21 protein-coding genes are annotated in these 23,685 nt (G+C 38.6%); 16 read left to right on the top strand and 5 right to left on the bottom strand.

What is annotated here, in order from left to right; all coding sequences use genetic code 11:
* The first annotated feature begins 42 nt into the window (after positions 1-42).
* The 7 genes from B5D29_RS06675 to B5D29_RS06645 all read left to right on the top strand — a co-directional run bounded on the left by B5D29_RS06675 (position 43) and on the right by B5D29_RS06645 (position 10,333).
* Positions 43-732 (top strand): DNA methyltransferase, encoded by a 690-nt coding sequence (locus B5D29_RS06675; protein ID WP_078768805.1) that lies wholly within the window; start codon positions 43-45, stop codon positions 730-732.
* Complete coding sequence (locus B5D29_RS06670) at positions 725-2,263, top strand: Eco57I restriction-modification methylase domain-containing protein (RefSeq protein WP_078768804.1); 1,539 nt, start codon at positions 725-727, stop codon at positions 2,261-2,263. Before B5D29_RS06675 ends, B5D29_RS06670 begins: the two co-directional genes overlap by 8 nt.
* A gap of 2 nt (positions 2,264-2,265) precedes the next feature.
* On the top strand, positions 2,266-5,145 hold the full coding sequence (locus B5D29_RS06665) for a GIY-YIG nuclease family protein (RefSeq protein ID WP_078768803.1): 2,880 nt from the start codon (positions 2,266-2,268) through the stop codon (positions 5,143-5,145).
* 210 nt (positions 5,146-5,355) lie between these two features.
* Positions 5,356-6,216 carry a sce7726 family protein gene (locus tag B5D29_RS06660; protein ID WP_078768802.1) on the top strand — a complete coding sequence of 287 codons (861 nt, stop codon included), beginning with the start codon at positions 5,356-5,358 and terminating at the stop codon, positions 6,214-6,216.
* Complete coding sequence (locus B5D29_RS06655) at positions 6,217-7,149, top strand: sce7725 family protein (protein WP_078768801.1); 933 nt, start codon at positions 6,217-6,219, stop codon at positions 7,147-7,149. It begins immediately after the preceding gene.
* A 92-nt stretch (positions 7,150-7,241) separates the two neighbouring features.
* Positions 7,242-8,261, top strand: a complete 1,020-nt coding sequence (locus B5D29_RS06650; protein WP_159443421.1) for an RES family NAD+ phosphorylase — start codon at positions 7,242-7,244, stop codon at positions 8,259-8,261.
* Positions 8,262-8,830: 569 nt separating this feature from the next.
* Complete coding sequence (locus B5D29_RS06645; RefSeq protein ID WP_078768799.1) at positions 8,831-10,333, top strand: recombinase family protein; 1,503 nt, start codon at positions 8,831-8,833, stop codon at positions 10,331-10,333.
* 431 nt (positions 10,334-10,764) lie between these two features.
* Here the strand turns inward: B5D29_RS06645 and B5D29_RS06640 are convergent, their stop codons facing one another.
* A complete protein-coding gene (locus B5D29_RS06640) occupies positions 10,765-11,508 on the bottom strand; it encodes an HAD family hydrolase (RefSeq protein WP_078768806.1) in 744 nt (247 codons plus the stop codon).
* Positions 11,509-11,830: 322 nt separating this feature from the next.
* On the bottom strand, positions 11,831-12,457 hold the full coding sequence (locus tag B5D29_RS06635) for a hypothetical protein (protein WP_078768798.1): 627 nt from the start codon (positions 12,455-12,457) through the stop codon (positions 11,831-11,833).
* A 339-nt stretch (positions 12,458-12,796) separates the two neighbouring features.
* Between B5D29_RS06635 and iolG the strand changes: the two genes are divergently transcribed.
* The 9 genes from iolG (at position 12,797) to B5D29_RS06590 (ending at position 20,083) form a co-directional block, all read left to right on the top strand.
* A complete protein-coding gene (gene iolG / locus B5D29_RS06630; protein WP_078768797.1) occupies positions 12,797-13,810 on the top strand; it encodes an inositol 2-dehydrogenase in 1,014 nt (337 codons plus the stop codon).
* A gap of 15 nt (positions 13,811-13,825) precedes the next feature.
* Positions 13,826-15,679 carry a 3D-(3,5/4)-trihydroxycyclohexane-1,2-dione acylhydrolase (decyclizing) gene (gene iolD / locus B5D29_RS06625; protein WP_078768796.1) on the top strand — a complete coding sequence of 618 codons (1,854 nt, stop codon included), beginning with the start codon at positions 13,826-13,828 and terminating at the stop codon, positions 15,677-15,679.
* A 19-nt stretch (positions 15,680-15,698) separates the two neighbouring features.
* On the top strand, positions 15,699-16,598 hold the full coding sequence (iolE, locus tag B5D29_RS06620) for a myo-inosose-2 dehydratase (protein WP_078768795.1): 900 nt from the start codon (positions 15,699-15,701) through the stop codon (positions 16,596-16,598).
* 32 nt (positions 16,599-16,630) lie between these two features.
* Positions 16,631-16,984 (top strand): hypothetical protein, encoded by a 354-nt coding sequence (locus B5D29_RS06615; RefSeq protein WP_078768794.1) that lies wholly within the window; start codon positions 16,631-16,633, stop codon positions 16,982-16,984.
* A 143-nt stretch (positions 16,985-17,127) separates the two neighbouring features.
* Complete coding sequence (infC, locus tag B5D29_RS06610; RefSeq protein WP_242941758.1) at positions 17,128-17,727, top strand: translation initiation factor IF-3; 600 nt, start codon at positions 17,128-17,130, stop codon at positions 17,725-17,727.
* A gap of 24 nt (positions 17,728-17,751) precedes the next feature.
* Positions 17,752-17,949: a 50S ribosomal protein L35 gene (gene rpmI, locus B5D29_RS06605; protein WP_078768793.1), complete on the top strand. Its 198-nt coding sequence runs from the start codon at positions 17,752-17,754 to the stop codon at positions 17,947-17,949.
* A gap of 34 nt (positions 17,950-17,983) precedes the next feature.
* Positions 17,984-18,337 carry a 50S ribosomal protein L20 gene (rplT, locus tag B5D29_RS06600; protein ID WP_078768792.1) on the top strand — a complete coding sequence of 118 codons (354 nt, stop codon included), beginning with the start codon at positions 17,984-17,986 and terminating at the stop codon, positions 18,335-18,337.
* A 153-nt stretch (positions 18,338-18,490) separates the two neighbouring features.
* Entirely contained in the window at positions 18,491-19,027 is a 537-nt protein-coding gene (locus tag B5D29_RS06595; RefSeq protein WP_078768791.1) for a stage V sporulation T C-terminal domain-containing protein, read from the top strand.
* A gap of 168 nt (positions 19,028-19,195) precedes the next feature.
* Positions 19,196-20,083: a YczE/YyaS/YitT family protein gene (locus B5D29_RS06590; protein ID WP_078768790.1), complete on the top strand. Its 888-nt coding sequence runs from the start codon at positions 19,196-19,198 to the stop codon at positions 20,081-20,083.
* Between the two features lie 216 nt (positions 20,084-20,299).
* Here the strand turns inward: B5D29_RS06590 and B5D29_RS06585 are convergent, their stop codons facing one another.
* From B5D29_RS06585 to B5D29_RS06575, 3 genes are read right to left on the bottom strand one after another with little or no spacing between them, the layout of a single operon-like run.
* Positions 20,300-22,015, bottom strand: a complete 1,716-nt coding sequence (locus B5D29_RS06585) for an alpha-galactosidase (protein WP_078768789.1) — start codon at positions 22,013-22,015, stop codon at positions 20,300-20,302.
* Entirely contained in the window at positions 22,012-23,181 is a 1,170-nt protein-coding gene (locus tag B5D29_RS06580; RefSeq protein WP_078768788.1) for a nucleotidyltransferase domain-containing protein, read from the bottom strand. The genes B5D29_RS06585 and B5D29_RS06580 overlap by 4 nt, the downstream gene beginning before the upstream one ends.
* Entirely contained in the window at positions 23,181-23,684 is a 504-nt protein-coding gene (locus B5D29_RS06575; RefSeq protein WP_078768787.1) for a COG2426 family protein, read from the bottom strand. The genes B5D29_RS06580 and B5D29_RS06575 overlap by 1 nt, the downstream gene beginning before the upstream one ends.
* Position 23,685: the final 1 nt, after the last annotated feature.

Genomic DNA, 23,685 nt, shown 5'->3' with positions numbered 1-23,685 from the left:
GAATTAACATTTCTGAGAAACGCTTTTTTATTTGGAGAGGTTATGAAAAAACAAGTTAAATCCAAACAGCGTGTTGCTGACCATGGCGAGGTTTTCACAAATGAACGAGAAGTGAAAGCTATGTGTGACCTTGTTAAATCGGAAACTGAAAGAATAGACAGTCGTTTTCTTGAGCCTGCCTGTGGTAACGGAAATTTCTTAGCTGAGATTTTATCAAGAAAACTAAATGTTGTCAAAAGTAAGTACAAAAAGAGTGCTGATGAATATGAGAAATATTCTGTAATAGCCGTTATGAGTATTTATGGTGTTGAACTACTTAGCGATAACGCAAACGAATGCAGACAAAGGCTTTTTGATATTTGGAATAAAGAATATACAAAAAACTGCAAAATCGCTAATGACGAATGCAGAGATGTTGTCAAATTTATTCTTGGTAGAAATATTTTATGCGGAAATGCTTTGACTATGCTTACAGATGACGGTGAGCCGATAATCTTCAGCGAGTGGTCACTTGTATCGGGCGATAAAATCAAACGCCGAGATTTTCGACTTGATGTTTTGCTAAAAGAAAATGATGACGATAGCAACTATTCAATGAATTTTTCACTTTTTGAGGACGATGCGGATAACTATGAGTATTGGGAAAAAGATCCGATTACTAATGAGGTTATACCTAAACCTGTTAAAGAATTTCCGCTGACAGATTACAGGAGGATTAACAAATATGAGTGATTTTTATAATACTGCTTATAATCCGGATGTTCTTTCCTGCATAGCAAATCTGTCAAACGACGAAGTTTTTACGCCTCCGGACATAGCAAATAAAATGCTTGATATGCTGCCACAGGAACTGTTTAGTGATCCTAATACTACATTTCTTGATCCTGCCTGCAAATCGGGTGTTTTTTTGAGAGAAATTGCAAAAAGGCTTATTGATGGCTTAGAAGATCAAATACCAGATTTGCAGGAAAGAATAGATCATATTTTTCAAAAACAGTTATACGGCATTGCAATAACAGAGCTTACAAGCCTGCTTTCACGCCGTAGTCTTTATTGCAGTAAATATCCAAACAGTAAATATTCCGTTACTCGCTTTGATGATGTGCAGGGGAATATCAGATATAAGAATATCCACCATACTTGGATGAATGGTAAATGCGTTTTTTGCGGTGCATCTCAGGAAATGTTCGGCGAGCAAGTGCGAGAAAATCTTGAGTACCACGCCTACGAATTTATTCACACATTAAAACCGGAGGATATCTTTAATATGAAATTTGATGTAATAATCGGCAATCCGCCTTATCAACTAAATACAGGAGGAGGCAATGATGAGTCTGCAAAGCAAGCGAGACCTTTGTACAACCTTTTTGTTGAACAATCAAAAAAACTAAGACCGCGGTTTTTAACAATGATTATACCTTCAAGATGGTTTGCCGGAGGCATGGGACTTGATTCTTTTAGAGATACTATGCTGGGGGACGGACACTTGATTCAGATGGTTGATTATCCTAATGCAAAAGATTGTTTTCCACAAAATAGTATTGGTGGTGGTGTTTGTTATTTTCTGTGGTCGCGAGATGAAAAAGGGTTATGTTCTTTCACGAGTAAAAGTGGAGAAATTTCAAATACCGCTTTGCGTGATTTAAAAGAATTCCCCATTTTTGTAAGATATAACCAGGCAATTGATATTATTCATAAAGTTCAGTCCAAGAACGAAAAATCATTGGCAAGCATAGTAAGCTCTTTAAACCCATTTGGATTTAGTTCTTCCAGCAGAGGTTTAGAAACTGATTTTAACAATTCTATAAAACTTCATTCAAGTAAAGGAGTTGGGTTCGTAAATCGAAAAGAAGTCTTGCAAGGCAAAAATTATATAGATAAATATCAGGTTATGGTTAGTAAAACGACCGGCGAACACGCAGGTGAACCTGGCAAAGACGGAACATTTAAAGTTTTGGCAAAATTTCAACCGCTTCCACCAAAAGAAATATGTACTTTTTCTTATTTTTTAGTTGGAAATTTTGATAATGAAATTGAAAATAATAACTTGTATGGATATTTGAAAACAAAATTTGCGCGTTTTTTATTGCTTCAAGCTATATCTTCAATTAACATTTCAAAAGAAAAATTCATGTTTGTTCCACTTCAAGATTTTTCTAAACTTTGGACAGATGAAGAGTTATATGAAAAATATAACTTGACACAAGAAGAAATTGATTTTATTGAATCAATGATTAAACCGATGGAGATTGACGGAGTATAACAATGGCTGAAATAAAATCTATTAGTGATGTTATTCATCAAAAAACACAGTCACGACCGATGATTTATGCTTATTCAGATGTTCGCTATCCGAATTGCTTAAAGGTCGGATATACCGCTGTTGATGTTGATAAGCGTGTGGCACAGCAATATCCTGTTAAACTGCCAAATGGAAAATTGCCATATAAAATTGAATACAGAGCATCGGCAATGTATAGCGACGGCGGAACATTTACCGACCATGATGTACATAAGGTGTTGAAAAATAAGCATTTTAAGTGTGTTGGAGGAGAATGGTACGAATGTACCGTAAATGATGTAAAAGCAGCTGTTGAGGCAGTCAAAAATCACATTGACAATGTTGAAAACAGAACAGAAAGCTTTAAAATGCGTCCTGAGCAGGAACAGGCAGTAAATAAAACTATCACTTACTATGCATCTGCCGAAAAGGAAGGCAGAACACCTAAATTTTTGTGGAACGCAAAAATGCGTTTCGGAAAAACCTTTGCAGCATATCAGCTTGCAAAGAAAATGAGATTTAAGCGTGTACTTGTTTTAACCTTTAAGCCTGCTGTGCAGGTTGCTTGGCGTGAAGATTTAATGACACATCTTGACTTTGAAGGTTGGCAGTTTATTTCAAGACCTACCGTACTTGGTGAAGACAACATTGATGTTCAATATCAAAAGGCAGACAAGGAAAGACCGATTGTATGCTTTGGTTCATTTCAGGACTTTATGGGAGTCAATAAAGAAACAGGCGGTATAAAAGCAAAGAATGAGTGGGTACACGAAATCAACTGGGATCTTGTTATATTTGACGAGTACCATTTTGGTGCGTGGCGTTCCACCGCTAAAGGATTGTTTGAAAATGACGAAGATACTTTTGGCGAAGATTTAACTAATTACGACAGAGCCAATGCTTATGATGAAACCTGGCTTCCTATTACAACTACTCATTATCTCTACCTATCAGGCACACCGTTTAGAGCACTAAACAGCGGTGAATTCATTGAAGAGCAGATTTATAATTGGACTTATTCCGATGAACAGCGAGCAAAAGACAATTGGCAAGGCTCGGATAATCCGTATTTGGCTTTGCCCAAAATGTTTATGCTTACATATAAAATCCCCGACAGCATTACAAAGATTGCAAAGCAGGGAGAATTTGACGAATTTGACTTGAACTTATTTTTCAAGGCTGAAGGAAAAGGCAAGGATGCACAATTTGTTTATAAGGATTATGTGCAAAAGTGGTTGAATCTTATTCGTGGTTCGTATCTTGAAACAACAGTTGACGAGTTAAAGCTTGGTGCAAAAAAACCACCGATGCCTTTTAGTGACACAACGCTGTTGAAGGTTTTATCTCATACACTGTGGTTTATGCCAAGTGTTTCAAGCTGTTATGCAATGAATAATCTTTTGAGAGAAAGGCAAAATAATTTCTTTGATGATTATGCTATAAATGTATGTGCCGGAACAGAAGCAGGTATAGGTGCAAAAGCTTTAGGTCCAGTTCAGGAATCTATGGGCGATCCGCTGAGGACTAAAACCATTACCCTTTCCTGTGGTAAATTGATGACAGGAGTTACGGTTAAACCGTGGACGGGAATATTTATGCTATCCAATATGTCATCACCTGAAACATATTTTCAAGCGGCATTTCGTGTGCAGTCTCCTTGGGAAATCAAAACGGATAACGGTTCAAAGGAAATAGTTAAAAAGGAATGTTTTGTATTTGACTTTGCACTTGACAGAGCGCTAAGACAAATCAGCGATTACTCTTGCAGACTTAATGTTGCTGAATCAAATCCCGAAAAGAAGGTCGGCGAATTCATAAAATTTTTACCTGTCCTTGCTTATGACGGTTCAGGTATGAAACAGGTTGATGCAGGTGATATTCTTGATATTGCAATGGCGGGAACATCTGCAACCCTCCTTGCAAAGCGTTGGGCATCTGCACTACTTGTTAATGTTGACAATGACACTCTTAACAAACTTCTTGCAAATAAGGAAGCAATGGAAGCACTAATGAGAATTGAGGGCTTCCGTTCGCTTAATGATGATATTACAACAATTATCAACAAAAGCGAAGCAGTTAAAAAGGCTAAGAAAGAATCCGAAAATCTTACGCCAAAGCAAAAAAAGGAGCTCAGTGAAGAAGAGAAAGAGTATAAATCTAAGCGCAAGGAAATTCAGGAAAAGCTGATGAAATTTGCTACTCGTATTCCCGTGTTTATGTATTTGACAGACTATCGTGAATACAGTCTTAAAGATGTTATTACTCAACTTGAGCCTACACTTTTCAAAAAGGTTACAGGACTTGATGTGAAGGATTTTGAACTTCTTGTGTCGCTTAATGTGTTTAACGAAAGCTTGATGAATGACGCCGTTTATAAGTTTAAACGTTACGAAGACGCAAGTCTTTCTTACACAGGAATTGACCGTCACGCTGGCGAACAAATCGGTTTGTATTCAACAGTTGTGTCAAAGGAAGATTATGACACAATGGCAGGTCTTCTTAGTGAGTCAATGAAATTCGAGGAAAAAGCATATACAACACCTCAGCATACATCAATGAAAACAGTTAATACCGTTGCTCAAACACAAAGAGAAGAGAAGGTCACTATTGACCGCAAACCTACGCCAACCTACCGTCCTGCTTTTGTACCGCCAAAAGTGCCAACTCAAACAAAGCCAAAGGCAGTAGAAGTTGACACATCAAATATTGCAGTCGGAACAAAGGTTAAGCACAAAGCATTTGGAACCGGAATAATTACCGATAAAGGACAGGCATATATTTTCGTTAAATTTGACGGGCAATCCGTCCCAAAAAAGTTCCAATTTCCCGGAGCCTTTACTCAAGGATTTCTTACGGAAGTATAACAAGCAAGGCACTGCTCACGCAGTGCCTTTGTTTGTTATGTATTATATTTGTCTCTTATATTATCAGTTTTATGAACTATATTTTTTTCAGAGTTTTTTTACCTTTATTCAAGATATTAATTGTTAAGATCAGAGTAAAGGGTTGTAAAGTCAAAAAGTTTGTGGTACTATAAGTATGGATATTTATAATTATTAGAAGGAGGGTAAGTTATGAGTACAAATGATTCAGTTTTAACTCGCGTTTTTACACAAAACATGCTACGTAGTCTAATTGACGAGCAAAATAATGCTCCTCTTCTTGATAAAATTATAAAACGATATGAAATCTCTTTTGATGGGGAAGTAAAAAATGAAAAGGTCATTTCTGAAATATATCAATATTTAGGGAAATCCTATCGAAACGAATACTTTTATAAGAACACTTTGCTAAATAAACTAATAATTAGTGCTCATCGATTAAAAACAACAACTGCTTTAACTGAGATTCCTGTTGCTAAATCAAAGGCCGATTTTATTATGATTAATGGGAAGGCAGTTGTTTATGAAATTAAGACCGAGTTAGATAATTTTGATAGATTAGAAACACAACTACAAGATTATTATAAGGCATTTGATCATGTATGTGTAGTAACAAGTGAAACTCAGGCAAAAGAATTATTTGTTAGATTTGAAAATATGCCCATTGGTATATATGTATTGAGTTCAAAAAACACTATAAGGAGATTAAAAGAACCACTAGAGTATCGAGATCTGCTTGAAAAAGACCAAATCTTTAAGATATTGAACAAACCAGAATATGAAAGTATTATTAAGCAAATCAATGGTGAATTACCGAATGTAACTCCAGTGAACTATTACAAAGAATGTAGGCGAATTGCGTGTGAAAAGTCCATTGATGAATTATATCCAATGTTTTTAAAAGAGTTAAAGAAAAGAAACAAGATTGACATTATAGACTTTAACCAAGTACCATATGCTCTAAGATTTTTAGTCTATTTTTCAAAGTTTCAGCAATCTCAACTGGATGCACTATCAGAGTATCTTAACAAACCATTTGAAGGAGTGATATGATTGTATTATCCTATATTAAGAGGTAGACAAAATGAATTACTGGCAATAAAAGAGTTGTTAAATAAGTCACTTTTAAGTGATAGTATAATTCCGATTATTGAGCCAGTTAAATTATCACCAACATTAGTAAACACATTGGAAGCTTTTTCAGAGGCAAAGCGAAATTTAGCATTGATTCTAAATCCCAAAGTAGGTTCTATGTTAGTTGATATTCGCAATCCTAAAAACGCTAAATATAAGGATAGATTAAAAGCAATAATAGAAGAGAATAATGTTTTGAATGGAATAATTATTGATAGTAGTACTTTTGATCATGTTGAAAAAATGCGAGAAAATGGTATAGATGATGCAGACATTATTACGCTTTGCACAAATCCTGACACTATTAAATATTTTAATGATTCATTCGATTCAAACTCATCTGTTAAAACAGTAGTTCCTTATGCATCTGCATTCAGAAAAATACGAAATAATAGAATTCTGTTAGAGGATAAGTTTAATAAAAAGCCACGTAATCAAGATTATATTGATGACCCGGATGAGTTTTTTTCAAATGACCATATTTACTATAAAGATGATGGGTATATCGGTTTCTCAGATTATTCGATTATAGGAGAAGAATATTCAGAAACAGGATTTGCTCCATATGCAGTTGCTATTCACATCGTATATTTTGATAATGATAAAGAATTAAGAGTTCATCATTTTGTTTCAAAAGATAATGATGATATTAGCGACCCTGCAAATAAGTTTTATCAAGCTGTTAAGCAGTTAGTTGAATGGAATAAAGCCCAACAACTTGATACATTAGCTATTCAAACATTTGAAAAGATATGTGCAGAGCAGTCTTACCCAGGACTTGGCGTTGTGAAAAAATTATCTTTGATGCATCACTTTGAACTTGTTGGAAGATATTTGGATGGTAAAATATAATGATCTTTTGTAGTAATTGTTTTCACAATTTAGAAATAAAATCAATTATTGAAGAGCGTGGATCTTTAGGCTCTTGTCCTATATGCGGTACAATGGATGTAAAGGTATATGATACTGAAAAAGATTCAACTTTGTTCGGAATGTTTGACAATCTCCTATCTATTTACACAGCTGAAAACGATTTGCCTGAGAATTACCCAATTGGTGAACGCAGATCATTAGTTGATGCAATAAAGAACGATTGGGATATTTTTTCTGATATATCAAATGAATCAATCCTTAATATACTAAAAAGTTTATCTCCGACTGTATTAGAAGATTACCCAATAGTTTTTGAAGTACCTGTTGGAATTCCAGAAAAATACGACAAGGAATATTTAAGTAATAACTCTATACTACGTGCTGAAAAATGGGATGATTTTGTTGAGGCATTAAAACATAAGAATCGTTTTCATACAGACTTAATAGATAAAGATTTATTGAGAAAATATTGTATGGATATTAGCAAAGATATTCCTATAAGCAAACAACGTTTCTATAGGGGCAGAATTGCAAAAAACCAAGATGGTTTTTCGCCAAGTGAAATGGGAGCTCCACCGAAAGATAAAGCTACAGATGGCAGAGCCAATTCGGTTGGAATTAGCAGATTGTATTTGACAAATGATAGAGAAACCACCTATCACGAGATTCGTGCTGCAGAATATGATTATGTTACCATTGGAACTTTTAAACAATTAAAGCCAATCAAGGTTGTTGACTTAAAATTAATACATAAAATAAGTCCATTTGGTGACGATGTGGATTGCATGGCTCTTGCAATAAATAGAGATCATTTGTTGAAAATCAACGAAGAAATGAGTCGCACAATGCGAAGAGGAGATAGTCCTTTAGATTATCTTCCAACTCAGTATATCTGTGATTTTATTATGTCGATTGTAGATGATAAAGGGCAAGCAGTTTTTGATGGTATAGAATATCAAAGTGCTATGCATAGCAAAGGTTCTAATTTGGCAATTTTTTACCCGGAATGTTTTAAATGTACTTATAGTCGAACTTATGAGGTAAAAAAACTTCGTTACACAAAAGAACTTATTAGCAAAAACAAATCGTAAATTATTGGTGCTATTTAGGACACTGTCAACAATGATAGTGTCCTAAAACTTTGGCTCTTTGTCAAGAGTTGGGGTTGACCTAAAACAATAAGGATGCTGATGCAGTCAAAGGCAAGCTTGCCTTTGACTGCATTTTTGCGTTTAAGCAGCATCAGAAAACATAAATAGTATGCGTTTTCTGAAACGCTCGAAGTTTTTGTAGCCATATTGAGGGTTTAGTTGAATCAAGTGGAATTTTTACTCATTATGTAAAACTCCCCCCATAATTAGCTGAGTTTGTATTCTTTTATTTAAGATATCATTATACAATTGAAAAGGATAATATTAAATCAATTTTGCGGTCATCTAATTAATCATATATTTAATCATTTATCATTAAAAATTTTTTCGTCTATTAATGTGAACAAGCCTAACCTTAGAATATTGTTTGTTAGTTGTAGAAACAACTGTTGTTTTTGTTTGTATGCAATAATTGAAGATTATTTATACTTTTATAAAACTTTTAAATTCTTATTTAAATAACTTGCAATATCTTTTTTATTATGGTTATATACACTTGAGGTGATATAATGACAGGTGTAATTTACGCACGATACTCAAGTGATAATCAGCGTGAGGAGTCTATTGACGGTCAGCTTAGGGAATGTACTGCATTTGCCCAACACAATGATATTCAGATAGTCGGCGAATACATTGACAGGGCGTTGTCAGCCAAAACTGATAACCGTCCTGAGTTTCAGCAAATGATTAAGGATAGCTCAAAAGGGATTTTTGATGTAGTTATAGTTTGGAAGCTTGATAGGTTTTCTCGTAATCGTTATGACTCTGCCCACTACAAAAACATTTTGAAAAAGAATGGCGTTAAGGTTATCTCGGCTACGGAAGCAATTTCAAGCGGTGCAGAAGGAATACTCCTTGAATCAATGCTTGAGGGTTACGCAGAATATTATTCGGCAGAGCTTGCAGAAAAGATAAATCGTGGTTTAACCGAAAATGCCTTAAAATGCAAATACAACGGTGGCACGGTTGCTCTTGGATTTACCATTGATGATGAACAGCACTATCAAATAAATCCGACAACAGCTGCCATAGTTCGTGAAATATTCAATAACTACATTGCCGGTATGACGCAAAGTGAAATCAAGGATTCGCTTAATGCCAAAGGATTAATGAACAATGTCGGAAGAAAGTTTACGGTTAATAACATTGCAAACATATTGTCCAACAGACGATATGCAGGCGACTATGTTTATAGCGGTACTGTAATTGAAAACGGCATTCCGGCAATAGTTTCAAGAGATGTTTTTGATAAGGTGCAGGAGCTTATATCGGTAAATAAAAAAGCACCATCAAGGCACAAAGCGATTGACGATTACTTGCTGACAACAAAATTATATTGCGGGAAGTGCAAAGCATTTATGGTGGGCGAAAGCGGTAATGCCAAAACAAGACGATATGCCTATTACAAATGTGTCAACAATAAACGCACAAAGACCTGCGATAAGAAGACAGTTAAAAAGGATTGGATAGAAAACATCGTTATTGATCAAGTAATAAAATTTATCAATGATGATGAACTGATTGAGAGACTGATTGATAAGATACTTAAATATCAAGATAAAGAAAGTCCAACTCTAAAGGCTTTGAAGAAACAGCTTGCTCAAACAAATCACGCTATTGACAATATGATTAGTGCCATAGAGCAGGGCATCATCACAAGGTCAACCAAACAGCGACTTGATGAGCTTGAAAACACGAGAGATAGTCTTGAAACAGAAATTGCAAAGGAAAGTATGACTCATCCGACTATGGACAGGGAGTTTCTGCAATACTGGTTCAATGATTTCAAAAAACTGAATACTAATGATTTGGAAAACAGAAGAATGCTGATTAACACATTTGTAAATTCGGTAATTCTTTACGATGACAGGATTGATTTCTATTTCAACTACAAGGATAATGTAAAAACGCTGAATTTATCCGAAATAGAGTCTTTATCGGATTTGGCTTCTCCATCTCCACCAAAAAAGACACCTTGTCAATGGTGTCTTTTTATTATAACAAAAAGGTAATCGAAACCGCATATAATCAAAATTTTTGCACAGCAAAACATTTTGAAATATAATCGCGGAACAATAGCACTGCGCCGCACACGAAGTGGGCATTGCGGAGTGCGATTACCGCCATCTCCACCAAACAGGTATTGGACGAACACCTATTTCTTCAGAGGTGGCTTTGCCGTCAAGGTGATGCTCTGATACCAAGCAGAAAGAACCAAAGTCACGAAGATTTTGGTTCTTTTTGTATTTTCTTTTAACAAAATGAAAAAAGATTTTTATATTGAGATTATTGTCAATATGTATTTGCACAGACAAAAATTTTATCTTCAGAATCGGCAACAAAATCCATAGGTTATGGCTTCAGTTTGCCATTGCTTTTGAAGATTAGCAACAGCTTTTGCGTAGCGGTTTTTAAACTGTTTGCATGTCGTATTCATTGTGATTCACCTTTTAGTTTTTAAATTGTCTAACACCTCAATCATTTCATCCCACTCATGAATGTACAAATTGTCGCATTGAGGCTGTTTTTCATTTGCTCGGTCTATGTAATCTTTGTCAATGGAGTTATCGAACCACACAGGGAAAATCCCGACCTGTGCCGCACCCTCAACGTCATTTTGAGGATGATCACCGCAATACCACACATCTTCAGCAGAAAGTCCTGCTTTTTGTAGTGCGATGTCAAACACGATGCGATTTGGCTTACAGATAAAATAATCACTTGAAGTCATAACAAACTCAAACTGATTACCAGGCAAAAGTCTGTTCAGTCTTTTTGTAAGTGCCTCTCCCGACCATAACAAATTGCTGATAACAGCTGTTCTGATACCATTTTGTTTGAGATAATCAAGCATTTTATCAGCACCGGGCATAATGGCACCTGATGATGCGTTATCCCAAAACACTGTTTCCATTTCCACAGGAGTAAGAGAAAACTCGATACCAAGATAGTCATAAAGCGTCCGATGCGCAATATGCCCGCTGATGTCGTAACCAAGCTTACGCACCTTGGCAACATGTTTACCAAAAATCAGCTCTGCTCCTTTGTTTATATCCTCAACAGTACGGTTGTTAGGATTCTTGACAGCGTAATTTAAAAGTGCTTCATTGCCTCGTTCAGTATTCCAATTAGGCTCGTATAAAAGGGTATGACCGTAGTCAAAAATAATCATTTTAGGGTAGTTCATAAATCTTATTCCTTTATTTAACTTCAAAAAACAATGCGCTTGCCTCTGTTCCGTCTCTGAAAGAGGCTCATCACCTATACAGAGCTTGGCATTCTTGTCATACATTTTTGCTATCTTGGTCCACAGCACTACGCTTGCTGTGTTGGCTTTATGATATTTGATATGCCAAACATTGAAAATCTGCCTGACGGCTTCCGTTGCCACGCCTTGATGCCTAAAATTATACGAAACAAAAAACTCTACCATTGACCAATCAATAGGTCTTTCACGGTATGATATACTCTTTGTCGAGGAAAATAGAGAGAATTAAAACATGTATGATTTAGTATACTTTTTCTATTCTGACTTGTGACGAAATATCATTCAGCAATTTGCGGTTCAGTTTTTCAGCCGAAAGGATATATCCGTGCATTCCACTGCAAACCAAAACAGATTTAATATTGTCAAAAATTAAATATCCGATGACGATTTCTCTTGCAAACAAAATACTGATTTGTTCAAGTTTAAATTTATCAACAATTTGAACAAATTTGCCTTGATTGCTCTTAACAAATTCAAAATCAAAATCCACATCACTGCTGTTATGAAAAGGAGAGTTTTTGTCAATAGGCGCTAAAAACTCATAATAAACATAAACATTACTTTTTACAGACAATATATTAATGAGATTTTTAAAAGCCAATTCTGCGGCATAATACTCTTTTTTGTCAATATCTCCGTCAAGAAACCCCTGAAAGAATATTTCTTTGTATTCTTCTTCGGTTTGATATTTCTCTGCTTCAAAAAAATAACGAATCAAATCAGGATTATATTCATTTTCTATCTCACAATATTCTGTTGGATTTTGAGTGTTAAGATAATCCGAGGAATATATATACTCCGCAATATCATCTCCGCTAACATTTTGTTCACTAATGTTATTCCAAAAAACATCACTTTGACAAAACACTGCTATCTACTCCTAACAAATTTGTTCTTTACCAAAACAGGGCTTCCAATGCTTTCATTTTTAATATAAGTATAATTGTATTAGATTTTATTGTCAATTATTCTTTTAGGGCTTCCTTGATATTTCAAGTGTTTTTATTATAAGTGAGAGCATTACAGTTATCGACAGTCTGAATGTTTTTGTTTTGTGGAAATTTACTATGATACTATGCCTAATTTTGTATACTATTATTAAATAAATTTTGTTGAAAACGCCTATACTGTATGATAAAATAATTTTGATATATCTTGATATAAGCAGGGAAAATCCTGCAAATTTTACAAAAAAGGGGCAATAGCTATGCAAAAGCTTAAGGTGGGCATTATCGGTGCCGGAAGAATCGGACAGGTTCATGCAAAATCAATTACTTATCATATTCCGCAGGCGGAAATCGTTGCAATTTCGGACATTTATTTGGAAGGTGCAATGAAAGTTGCCGATGAATTGGGAATTCCAAACGCTTGTGCGGATTATCACGAAATCCTTAACAACCCTGAAATTGAGGCGGTTCTTATTTGCTCGTCAACCGACACTCACGCAGACATTGCGGTTGAGGCTGCCGAGGCAGGCAAGCACATTTTCTGCGAAAAGCCTGTTGATTTGACCGTTGCAAAAATCAAGAAAGTTATTTCTGCTGTTGAAAAAGCAGGTGTAAAACTTCAAATCGGCTTCAACAGAAGATATGACCACAACTTTGCCGAAATCAAACGCCTTGCAAATGAGGGCAAGCTCGGCAAGCTCCAAACAATAAAAATTACATCTCGTGACCCTGAACCTCCGGCAATTGAATATGTCAAGGTTTCGGGCGGTATCTTCCTTGATATGACAGTTCACGATTTTGATATGGCTCGCTTTATCGGTGGTGAGGTAGAAGAAGTTTATGCCAACGCTACCGTTATGGTTGACCCTGCAATCGGCGAGGCCGGAGATGTTGACACCGCACTTGTTGCGCTCAAATTTAAGAGTGGTGCAATAGGTGTTATTGACAATTGCCGTAAGGCTTGCTACGGCTACGACCAAAGACTTGAAGTGTTCGGTTCGGGCGGTCAGGCTTCTGCGTCAAACGATACTCCTACAAATGTTGCTTACATCAATAATGACGGCAATCGCACCGACAAGCCTCTTTATTTCTTCCTTGAAAGATATATGCAGTCGTTTGCAGACGAAATGAAAGAATTTATCAATGCCGTTCAAAATGATGTTCCGACAAAGACAACAGTAAATGACGGCTTGGAGGCACTCCGCCTCGGCTTGGCTGCAAAGTTGTCGGTTGCAGAACATCGTCCTGTTAAACTTTCAGAAATTGAATGTTGATAACGGGGTGACGATATGAAACGAGAAAGATTGACAATGGCGCAGGCGCTTCTCAAGTTCCTTGATAACCAATACATAGAAGTAGACGGAGTTGAGTCAAAATTCGTCAGCGGAATTTTTGGCATCTTCGGTCACGGCTGTGTAGTCGGAGTTGGTCAGGCACTTGAACAGGGCGGTCATAATTTGAAATTTTATCAGGGCAAAAACGAGCAGAATATGGCTCTTGCCGCTGTTGCTTATGCAAAACAAATGGACAGAAAGGCAATTATTCCTTGCGTTTCGTCTATCGGTCCGGGTGCAACCAATATGGTGACTGCATGTGGTTGTGCAACTGCAAACAGAATTCCGCTTCTTGTCCTGCCGGGTGACACATTCGCTTGTCGTCAACCCGACCCTGTTTTGCAACAGGCAGAATTTTTTGACAATTACGGCAGAACGGTTACGGATGCGTTCAAGGGTGTTTGCCATTATTTTGACAGAATTATTCGCCCCGAACAGCTTATGACTGCCTGCATAAATGCAATGAGAGTGCTCACCGACCCTGCCGACACGGGTGCGGTTTGCCTTGCAATGCCTCAAGATGTTGAGGGTGAGGCATATGATTACCCGGAGCACTTCCTCCAAAAACGAGTTTGGCATATCGACAGACGACCTGTAAGTGCTTCACAGCTTGACCGTGCAACACAGATGATTAGATCCGCAAAAAAGCCGATTATCGTTTGCGGTGGCGGTGTAAGATATTCAGGTGCGGAAAAAGAGCTTCAGGCTCTTGCCGAAAAATACAACATTCCTGTGTCCGAAACTCAGGCAGGCAAGGGACTTATTGATTGGAATCATCCGCTCAATTTGGGCGGTATCGGTGTGACAGGCGGCAAGGCGGCTAATGTTATCGGCAGAGATGCAGACCTTGTTATCGGTGTCGGCACAAGATTTACAGATTTTACCACTTCGTCAAAGTGGCTTTTCAACGAGGACAGAAAGGTGCTCGGCATAAATATTTGTCCGTTCGATGCGTACAAAATGGATGCTCAGGCAATTGTTGCCGATGCCAAGGAAACTTTGACGGCGCTTATTGAATCACTTGACGGATATAAAACCGCATATACAACCGAAATTGCAGACGCCAAAAAAGAGTGGAACGCTATTGTTGACGAGTATTATTCAACCGAGCTTGAGGGCGGACTTAATCAAACTCTTGCTCTCGGTATCATCAATGAATTTATGAGCGAGGGCGACATTGCACTCGGTTCGGCAGGCTCACTTCCGGGCGATATGCAAAGACTTTTCAGACCTAACGGCGTCAGAACTTATCATATGGAATACGGATATTCCAATATGGGTTACGAGGTCAACGGTGCTCTCGGTGCAAAACTTGCAAAGCCTGAAGCAGAGGTGTACACCTTCTGTGGTGACGGTTCGTTCCTTATGGGTCACAGCGAATTATACACAGCTATTCAAGAAGGTTTGAAGATTAATATTTGCCTTTTTGACAATCTTGGTTGGGGCTGTATTGAAAATTTGCAAAACAATCAGGGCACAGATACTTTCGGCACTGTGTTCCGTGCAAGAAATCCAAAAACAGGTATGCTTGACGGTGACGAAATCGCTGTTGATTTTGCAAAAATCGCAGAGGGATACGGCGCAAAGGCATATTCAATTCGCACATCGGCAGAGCTGAAATCGGCTCTTGAGGATGCCAAAAAGCAGGACAGACCTGTTTTGTTCGACATCAAGGTGCTTCCAAAAACTATGACACCGGGATTTGAATCGTGGTGGAGAGTCGGAGTTGCCGAGGTGTCAAAGAGCAAGAGAGTTGCCGAGGCATATGACGATATGCAAAAACATATTGCACAAACCTTTGATTATTAACATAAAAGGAGAACATAAGATGCTTAATCCTAACAAAGTAAAATTGGCGATTGCCCCGATTGGTTGGACCAATGATGATATGCCTGATTTGGGAGCGGAAAACACTTTTGAACAGTGCATTTCCGAAATGGCACTTGCAGGCTTTAAGGGTAGCGAAATCGGAAACAAATATCCGTCAGACCCTGATGTTTTGAAGCCTTATCTTGACATCAGAGGACTTCAAATTTGCAATGCGTGGTTCTCGTCATATCTCACCTCAAAGCCTTATGAGGAAACTATCGAGGCATTCAAGGCTCATTGCGACAAACTCCATAAGCTCGGCGCAAAGGTTATCGGTGCATCGGAGCAGGGCAATTCGATTCAGGGCGATTTGACAAAATCAATCCTTGACGAAAAACCGTATTATACCGATGAAGAATGGGCAATTGTTGCCAAAGGCTTCAACGAAATGGGCGAATACGCACGAAGCAAGGGCATGTATTTCACCGTGCATCACCATATGGGCACAGGTGTTCAAACCGTTGAAGAAATCGACAAACTTATGGAACTTACCGACCCTGAACTTGTGTATCTTCTTTTTGACAGCGGTCACCTCACATTTGCAGGTATCGACCCTGTTCCTGTGCTTAAAAAGTATGTTGACCGAATCAAGCATGTTCACCTCAAAGATGTTCGTCTTGATGTATATAACAACGAAGTTGTGCCAAAGCATATGTCATTCCTTGATGCAGTCAGAGCAGGTGTGTTCACTGTTCCTGGCGACGGAGATGTGGATTTCAAGCCGATATTCGACATTTTAGAGGAAGCTGATTATGAGGGTTGGGTTGTTGTTGAAGCAGAGCAAGACCCGGCAAAAGCAAATCCGTTTGAATATGCCGTCAAGGCTCGCAAATATATTGCAGAAAACACAGGACTGTAATTCTCTTGAATAATTGAACAGGAGGGATAAATATGGAGGATTATAATAACCAATATTATCAACCTAATCAAAATCCGAATCCAAACCAACCGCCGTATCAACCGCAATATCAGCAACCGATATATCAACAGCCGTATGACCCGACAACAGAGGTTATGAGTATCGGCTCATATATCCTTATGTTTATTCTTTCGGCAATTCCTGTTGTAAACATTATTTGCTGGATTGTTTGGCTTGTCAGTCCAAATACAAACAAAAACAAAAAGAACTTCATTTGGGCACAAATCATTATGGTTGCTGTAGCATATGTTGCTGTGATTGTTGCATTAACGACAACAAGTCTGGGTGTGAACTATCTCAGCGATTTAATGGTGGCATTGTTGTAAAAACAGAACGCTGTGAGCCTTTTGGTTTACAGCGTTTTTTCTGCCGAAAATATTTGTAAAGAAAAAGTCTTGACATTCGGCTTTCAATATGGTATATTATTTGCACAACAAAGCAGAGCGTATGTTCTCCCCTTCAGCGTGAAGTGAAAAGGGCAATAATTTTTGAGATTATTGAGTACAGGCGTTTTGCGTTTGTACTTATTTATTTTTTTAAAGAGGTGTTTTTTATCAGCAAAGATGCTCCACAGCTTAACGGCGAAATCAGAGATAAGGAATTAAGAGTAATTTCTGATTCAGGCGAACAATTGGGCATTATGAGCGCAAAAGAGGCACAGGCACTTGCAGACGCAAGAGGCGTTGACCTTGTAAAGATTGCTCCTATGGCTAAACCGCCGGTTGCAAAAATTATGGACTACTCAAAGTATCGCTATGAGCAAAGCAAGCGTGAAAAGGAAAATCGCAAAAAGCAAAAGACTGTTGAAACAAAGGAAATCAGACTTTCGCTTAATATCGACATAGGTGACTTCAATACAAAGGTCAACCAAGCACGCAAGTTCCTTGCAAAGGGAGATAAGCTCAAGGTGTCTATCCGCCTTCGTGGCAGAGAAATGGCTCACCCGGAGCTTGGCGAAACTAATATGCAAAGATTTGCAGACCAGCTTGTAGATGAAGCAAATATTGATAAAAAACCAAAACTTGAGGGACGCCAAATTCTTATGTTTATGTCCCCAAAAACAAAGTAATTAATTTTAACGGAGGAAATAACTATGCCAAAAATTAAGACACACAGTGGCGCAAAGAAGCGTTTTAAGACAACAAAGAGCGGCAAGGTAAAGAGAGCTCATGCTTACACTTCACACATTCTTACTAAAAAGACAACAAAGCGCAAGAGAAATCTTCGCAAGACTGCAGTTGCAGATGTAACCAATCAGAAGCAATGCAAGAGACTTGTTCCTTATAAATAAGAAGAACGATTAAAACTTACGGAGGTAATTAACAATGGCTAGAATTAAAGGCGCTATGGCGACTCGCAAAAGAAGAAAGAAAGTATTAAAAGCAGCTAAGGGCTACTATGGATCAAAGCACACCTTGTTCAAAACTGCTAAACAAGCAGTAATGAAGAGCGGTCAGTATGCATATATCGGCAGAAAGCAGAAGAAGAGAGATTTCAGAAGAATTTGGATCACTCGTATCTCTGCAGCAGCAAAGATGAATGGTATGAACTATTCAACATTTATGAACGGTCTTAAGAAGGCAGGCATCGACCTCAACAGAAAGATGCTCTCAGAGATCGCAATCGCAGACCCTGCAGGCTTCGCAACACTCGTTGAAGCAGCAAAGGCAGCACTCTAATCTATAAAGATTAAACAAAGCATCCGTAATCACGGATGCTTTTTATAATTTTGATGATTTTCAAGTTGTTGCATTTCAAAAAAATTGGTATTAATTCCGATTCGTTGAGCAAAATATTACAGTAACAAATGAAAATGAATTGGAGAGGTAAAAATGAAAGCAACAGGTATTGTCAGAAGAATTGACGATTTGGGCAGGATTGTCATCCCAAAGGAAATTCGCCGTTCGTTCAGAATCAAAGAGGGTGACCCGCTGGAGATTTATACGGACAGCGAGGGGGAAGTTATTTTTAAAAAGTATTCGCCGATTGGGGAGTTGTCCAACTTTGCGGGGCAGTATGCGGAAGTTTTGCACAAGGACGCAGGGATGCCTGTTGTCATCACGGATAATGACCATGTGATTGCTGTGTCGGGCATCAGCAAAAGGGAAGTGCTTGAGCGCAGAGTGAGCAAAAGTCTTGAGGAGCTTATGGAAAACCGTCAAATCCACATCAAGACCGACAAGGTGCCGTCTATGAACGCCATTGAGGGCTTTGACCGCCGTGCACAGATTGTTTATCCTATAATTTACGGTGGGGATGTGAGCGGTGCCGTGGCTGTTTTTGATGATGAAAATCGAACATTGCCAAGTGAAGCGGACATTAAACTTGTGCAGGTGGCAGCTTCTTTTCTTGGCAAACAGATGGAATAGTCTTGTGCAAGTTGCACAAAAATCTTGATTTAAGTTTGTGTATACTATCCAACACATAGAATATGATAAAATCCCCTTGCATTTTTTGAAAAGGGTACTATAATAGGGTGCAAGAGAGAGGAAAGTTGGGCAAATGACTGGATTTGTCAAGATTACGAGGCGTATTCTATGAAGAAATTTGAAAAGGAAGCATATGGCTACATTAAAGATATGTTCGTTCAGCATAATATGTTTAAGCGAATTATCTTTACGGTAATTTCAATTATCGTTATGGGCTTTGGAATTGCACTTTTCAATGTTTCCGGATTTGGTGTTGACCCCTTTACATCAATGAACATGAATATTTCCTCCACCTTGGGAATCGGCTACGGAACATTTCAGCTGATTGTCAATGCCGTAATCATCGTTTTTGTCGTGATAGTTGCTCACAGAGGACTGATCGGCGTAGGCACGGTGATAAATATGGTTGGCGTCGGCTATTGTTGCGAATTTTTCAGCGGTCTTATTTCTCCTCATATAAGCGATAATATTGCGGTTCGCATCTGTCTACTTGCGGCAGGCATAATTGTTCTGTGCTTTTCCTGCTCTCTGTTTTTTGTTTCAAACATCGGCGTTGGTCCGTATGACTCGATTAGCTTTATGCTCAGCCAATTTACTCCTATACATTACAAATGGCTACGAGTTATGACGGATATTGCCGTGATTATAATAGGTCTTGTAGTGAGCGGAGGTTTGACCTCGCTCCTCAAGGGCGATGTTTCGAGTGTAAAGAACATCGGCATTGGCACAATTATTACAGCCTTTATGATGGGACCACTCGTAAATTTCTTTTCAAAGCATATCACATCAAAGATTTTGGATGTTGATTATGCCGGAATAAGTCGTGATATTGCATTCTTTATGATCAAAGGTGCAATGGTTAAGAACAGCGTTCCTGATGATTACAACCCGTCAGAGCTGAACATCGACTCTCCTGATTGCATGGTTATCACTCAAGGCAAAATCACAGAGTTGAAAAATGCAAAAGAGATTAACACCGCAACCAAGGTTGTATGATTAATTTCATCAACCTTTTAATATAGCCCCTTTTAGATTTTATATAAATTTACTCCAAGTGCTTGTTACAAGCACGAAAAAGCGACTCTCGAATGACTCGAGGGTCGCTTTTTCTATGCAAAATATTTGTTAAACCCCACTGTCTTTTTGCTATGCAAAAATCCACCTCCCCTTATCAAATAAGGGGAGGCTGTTAGGTTTGATATTTGCCTTTTTTTAGAGATTTGAAATTCTGAAAACCTTTACATCGTGAGATGCAACAGAAGTTTTGATTGTATCGGAGTGGAAGATTTCTTCGCTCCAAAGGTTCTTGATTTGAGCCTTGCCGATGCGAGAAATGTTGAGATATTTTTCATCCTTAAGTGAAGCGAGGTCAAACTCAATTTCCTTTTTGCTTCTGCCCATATTGAAGAAGCAGAGAGCAATGTCGCCGTTTGAAAGCGGTCTTGCAAGAATGTCAATAGTGCCTTTTCTTGCGATACGCTTTGCAGGTTTTACAAGTGAGTCTTGGTCAACTCTGATAAGATTTTCGTTTGTAACAATCTTGAGGATTGCATCGCTTTTCTTTGAGCCGTTTTGGAGTTCTCTCAAATCATTACCCAAAACAAGCGGAGCAGCCATCATACACCAAAGTGTAAAGTGAGCACGGTTCTCCTCAATAGTGAGCTTGCCGTTGCCGACTTCAAGCATATCAGGGTCGTTTATATGCCCCGGAGAAGCACTTTTGTACATATTGACGGTACGGTTGTATATCCAAACAATGCTGAACCATTTTGGCATAATATCGTGGGTCGTGCGCCACATATTGCCTGCCTTTGCACCCCAAGCCCAAGGGCGGTTTGTTCCCCATTCACAGATTGAATATGTGATTGGTCTTTGAGGTTCGCCCGAATACATTGACCAAGCGTGAGAGGCATCTTCAAGTGCCTTGCCCATTCGTCTGTACTGAATATATGATGAATCGGCACGGGTGACAACAGGGTTTTGAAGTGTAATGATGTTTTCGCCTGCCGAAAGTTTGATGACTGTTTGAAGTCTTGCATCGGGAGTGAATGCCACACTTGGCGGGAAGAACACTTCGTTGATGTTGCCGTTGACATCAATTTGAAGATAGGTTTCTTTTTTGCTTGCAAGTTTTTTGAAATGAATGGTGAAAACATATTCTCCGCTTTGAGAAATGTCAACCTTGAATTGTGCCTTGCCTGCACCGTGGTTCAAGAAAGCAATACCCTTTTTTGTAGGAAGTTCCTTGACTGTGATTTTCTTTGCTCTTCCAAAATACTTTGCACGGTCGGGAGTAAGCTTGATTGACTCTCTTTCGCCTTTACGGCTAATGCCTATATATTCGATAATCGGAGTTTTACCGCTGATGTATTCGTGGTGACAAAAGTCGTATTTGAAGAATTCTGCACCCCAAGATGCAAAAGTCTTTGCGTCAATTTCCTCGTTGCCGAGAGAAGCAGGCAAGTCCTCGCAAGTGAGTGTTCCGTTTGATGTGTAAAGACCCATCTTAAGACCAAGATGATTGATTTTTCTGCCGAGTTCTGCCATACCGCTCGGGAAAGTTTCAAGGTCGCCCTGAAGCATTCCGTTTTCATCTCTCATAGAACTTTGCCAGCAGTCGTCAATGTTGATGTATTTGTATCCTGCGTCTGCAAGACCTGTGTCCACCATCGCCTTGCCCATATTGAGGATAGTGTCCTCATCAATGTGGTTACGCAAGGTGTTCCAGCTTGACCAACCCATAATCGGTGTTTTGCTTCCGCCGTGGTAGTCCTCGTCTTTTTTGTAATCAATAGTCACCTTTGACGGCGGAAAAGCCTTCAAGGCACAGAGCGGACAGTTTCCGTCTGCCTTGGTTGAGAAAAACCAAGTGAAAAATCCAACAACTGCCACAGCAAGCAGTACAATCAAAATAATAAGGAAAATCATAACAATCCTATCTCCTCAAAATAATAAATTTCTTTTTCTGCCTCCTGCCTTGTTTCATCACCGTCAAGGTTGGAGGTTGCTTCTTTTATGAAGTCTTTTTTGTTTTTTAGGTTATATATAATTCTGTATACCCATCCGAACGGGAGCAGATACGGTCTGCCGTCAATAAATTTGACATACGGAATGTTTTTCATTTTTTTGTATGACGGAAAGAGAAGCGTCAGCTTTGTCATAAAACTGCTGTCGTGACCGTCCTCAATCGCCTTACGCTTAACCACAACTGCCTTGTTGCGGTTTATATTGCCGAATGCACCGTAACCGAGCAAAAATTCTTTTGTGCTGACGGTATCATCGGTATATTTTTTGCCAACACCGAACCAATCACAGCAAACCGAAAAAATGATCTGCGAAAACCGTTTCAGGTTCAGGTCGTCCATTTTTTCAACAACGCCGTCAAGGTCGGGCGAAAAATGTTTTATGAACACAGCCAGGTCGAGTATCATCTTCACCCCGGCACCGTAAAACCAAAAATGATGTGCAATATGGGTCAGCAGATACATCAGGTTGTATTCGTTGTTGAGCGTTCCGCAAAATCCGTCAAAACTTGCGTGATTGATTGCATCTTCAAAGTAGGTTTCAGCGTCTGCGTTGCCAACCTTACCGCTGACAATCTTTGTGTGGCACTCAAGGGTGACATTGTTCTTGCGGTAGTTATAAACAGGACCGTTGTCCTCTGTCAGCTCAAAGCCGTTGTCAACAAAAAGCTGTTTTGCTTTTGGTCTGTCATCAAGCCTAATCAGCACATCAATGTCGCTCATAAGTCGAAGTTCGGGAGCGGGGAAGTATTCTTTTAGTTGAGCGCCTTTGAAAAAGATGTGTTCAATTTCGTTTGCCGTCAGCAGGCTGTCAATTTCATTGATAAGTGTTTTTTGCATATCGTAGTTGACAATCGCATCATAAAAGGCGTCTTTAAATCCCTCGTAAGCCGTTTTATTCTCTTTTAAGGAATAGTTATCTTTAATCACAGAAAAGACAATAGGGGCTAAATTATGAGCCATAGAGAGGGAATACAGTTTGTCCCAATCGGCAGTCAGCTCCGTATTTGGCTTTTCGTTGTTGAAATATGCTCTCAAACAGGTGAGCATACAGTTTTGTTCATTGTTCATCAAAATACTGCCATATTAAATACTTTTGACAAAACAGTCATTATCACTCCGGCACAGAACACGCCCAAGCAGATTACGCCGAAGCTCTTTTTTCTGTCGAGATGGAGGAGGGAGGCAAGGAGCGAACCGGTCCAAGCACCTGTTCCCGGCAACGGAATGGCAACAAAAATGAGCAATCCCCAAATGCCGTATTTGTCAATCTTATCTCTTTTTTTCAATGTCTTTTTTTCGAGCCAATAAATCGGCTTGTTTATTCCCGGAACTTTCTTGAGCCACTCAAAAATCTTGTTTATGAGGAGGAGAATGAACGGGATAGGTAATATGTTACCTAAAAAGCTGATTATGAAGCCTTTAAAAATATTCATCTGAAGCAGGCTGATTGCTGTGAACATACCAAGTCTGCATTCCAAAACAGGGCAGACGGATATGATGAAAACAACAAGCCAATCAGGGATACCGTGTGAGGTTAAGAATTCTTGAAAAGTTGTAACAAACTCGTGCATA

It is taken from the genome of Eubacterium coprostanoligenes, from assembly GCF_900167205.1.
Taxonomy (GTDB): Bacteria; Bacillota; Clostridia; order Oscillospirales; family Acutalibacteraceae; genus Eubacterium_R; species Eubacterium_R coprostanoligenes.
This window is presented reverse-complemented; position numbering and strand designations above follow the sequence as displayed.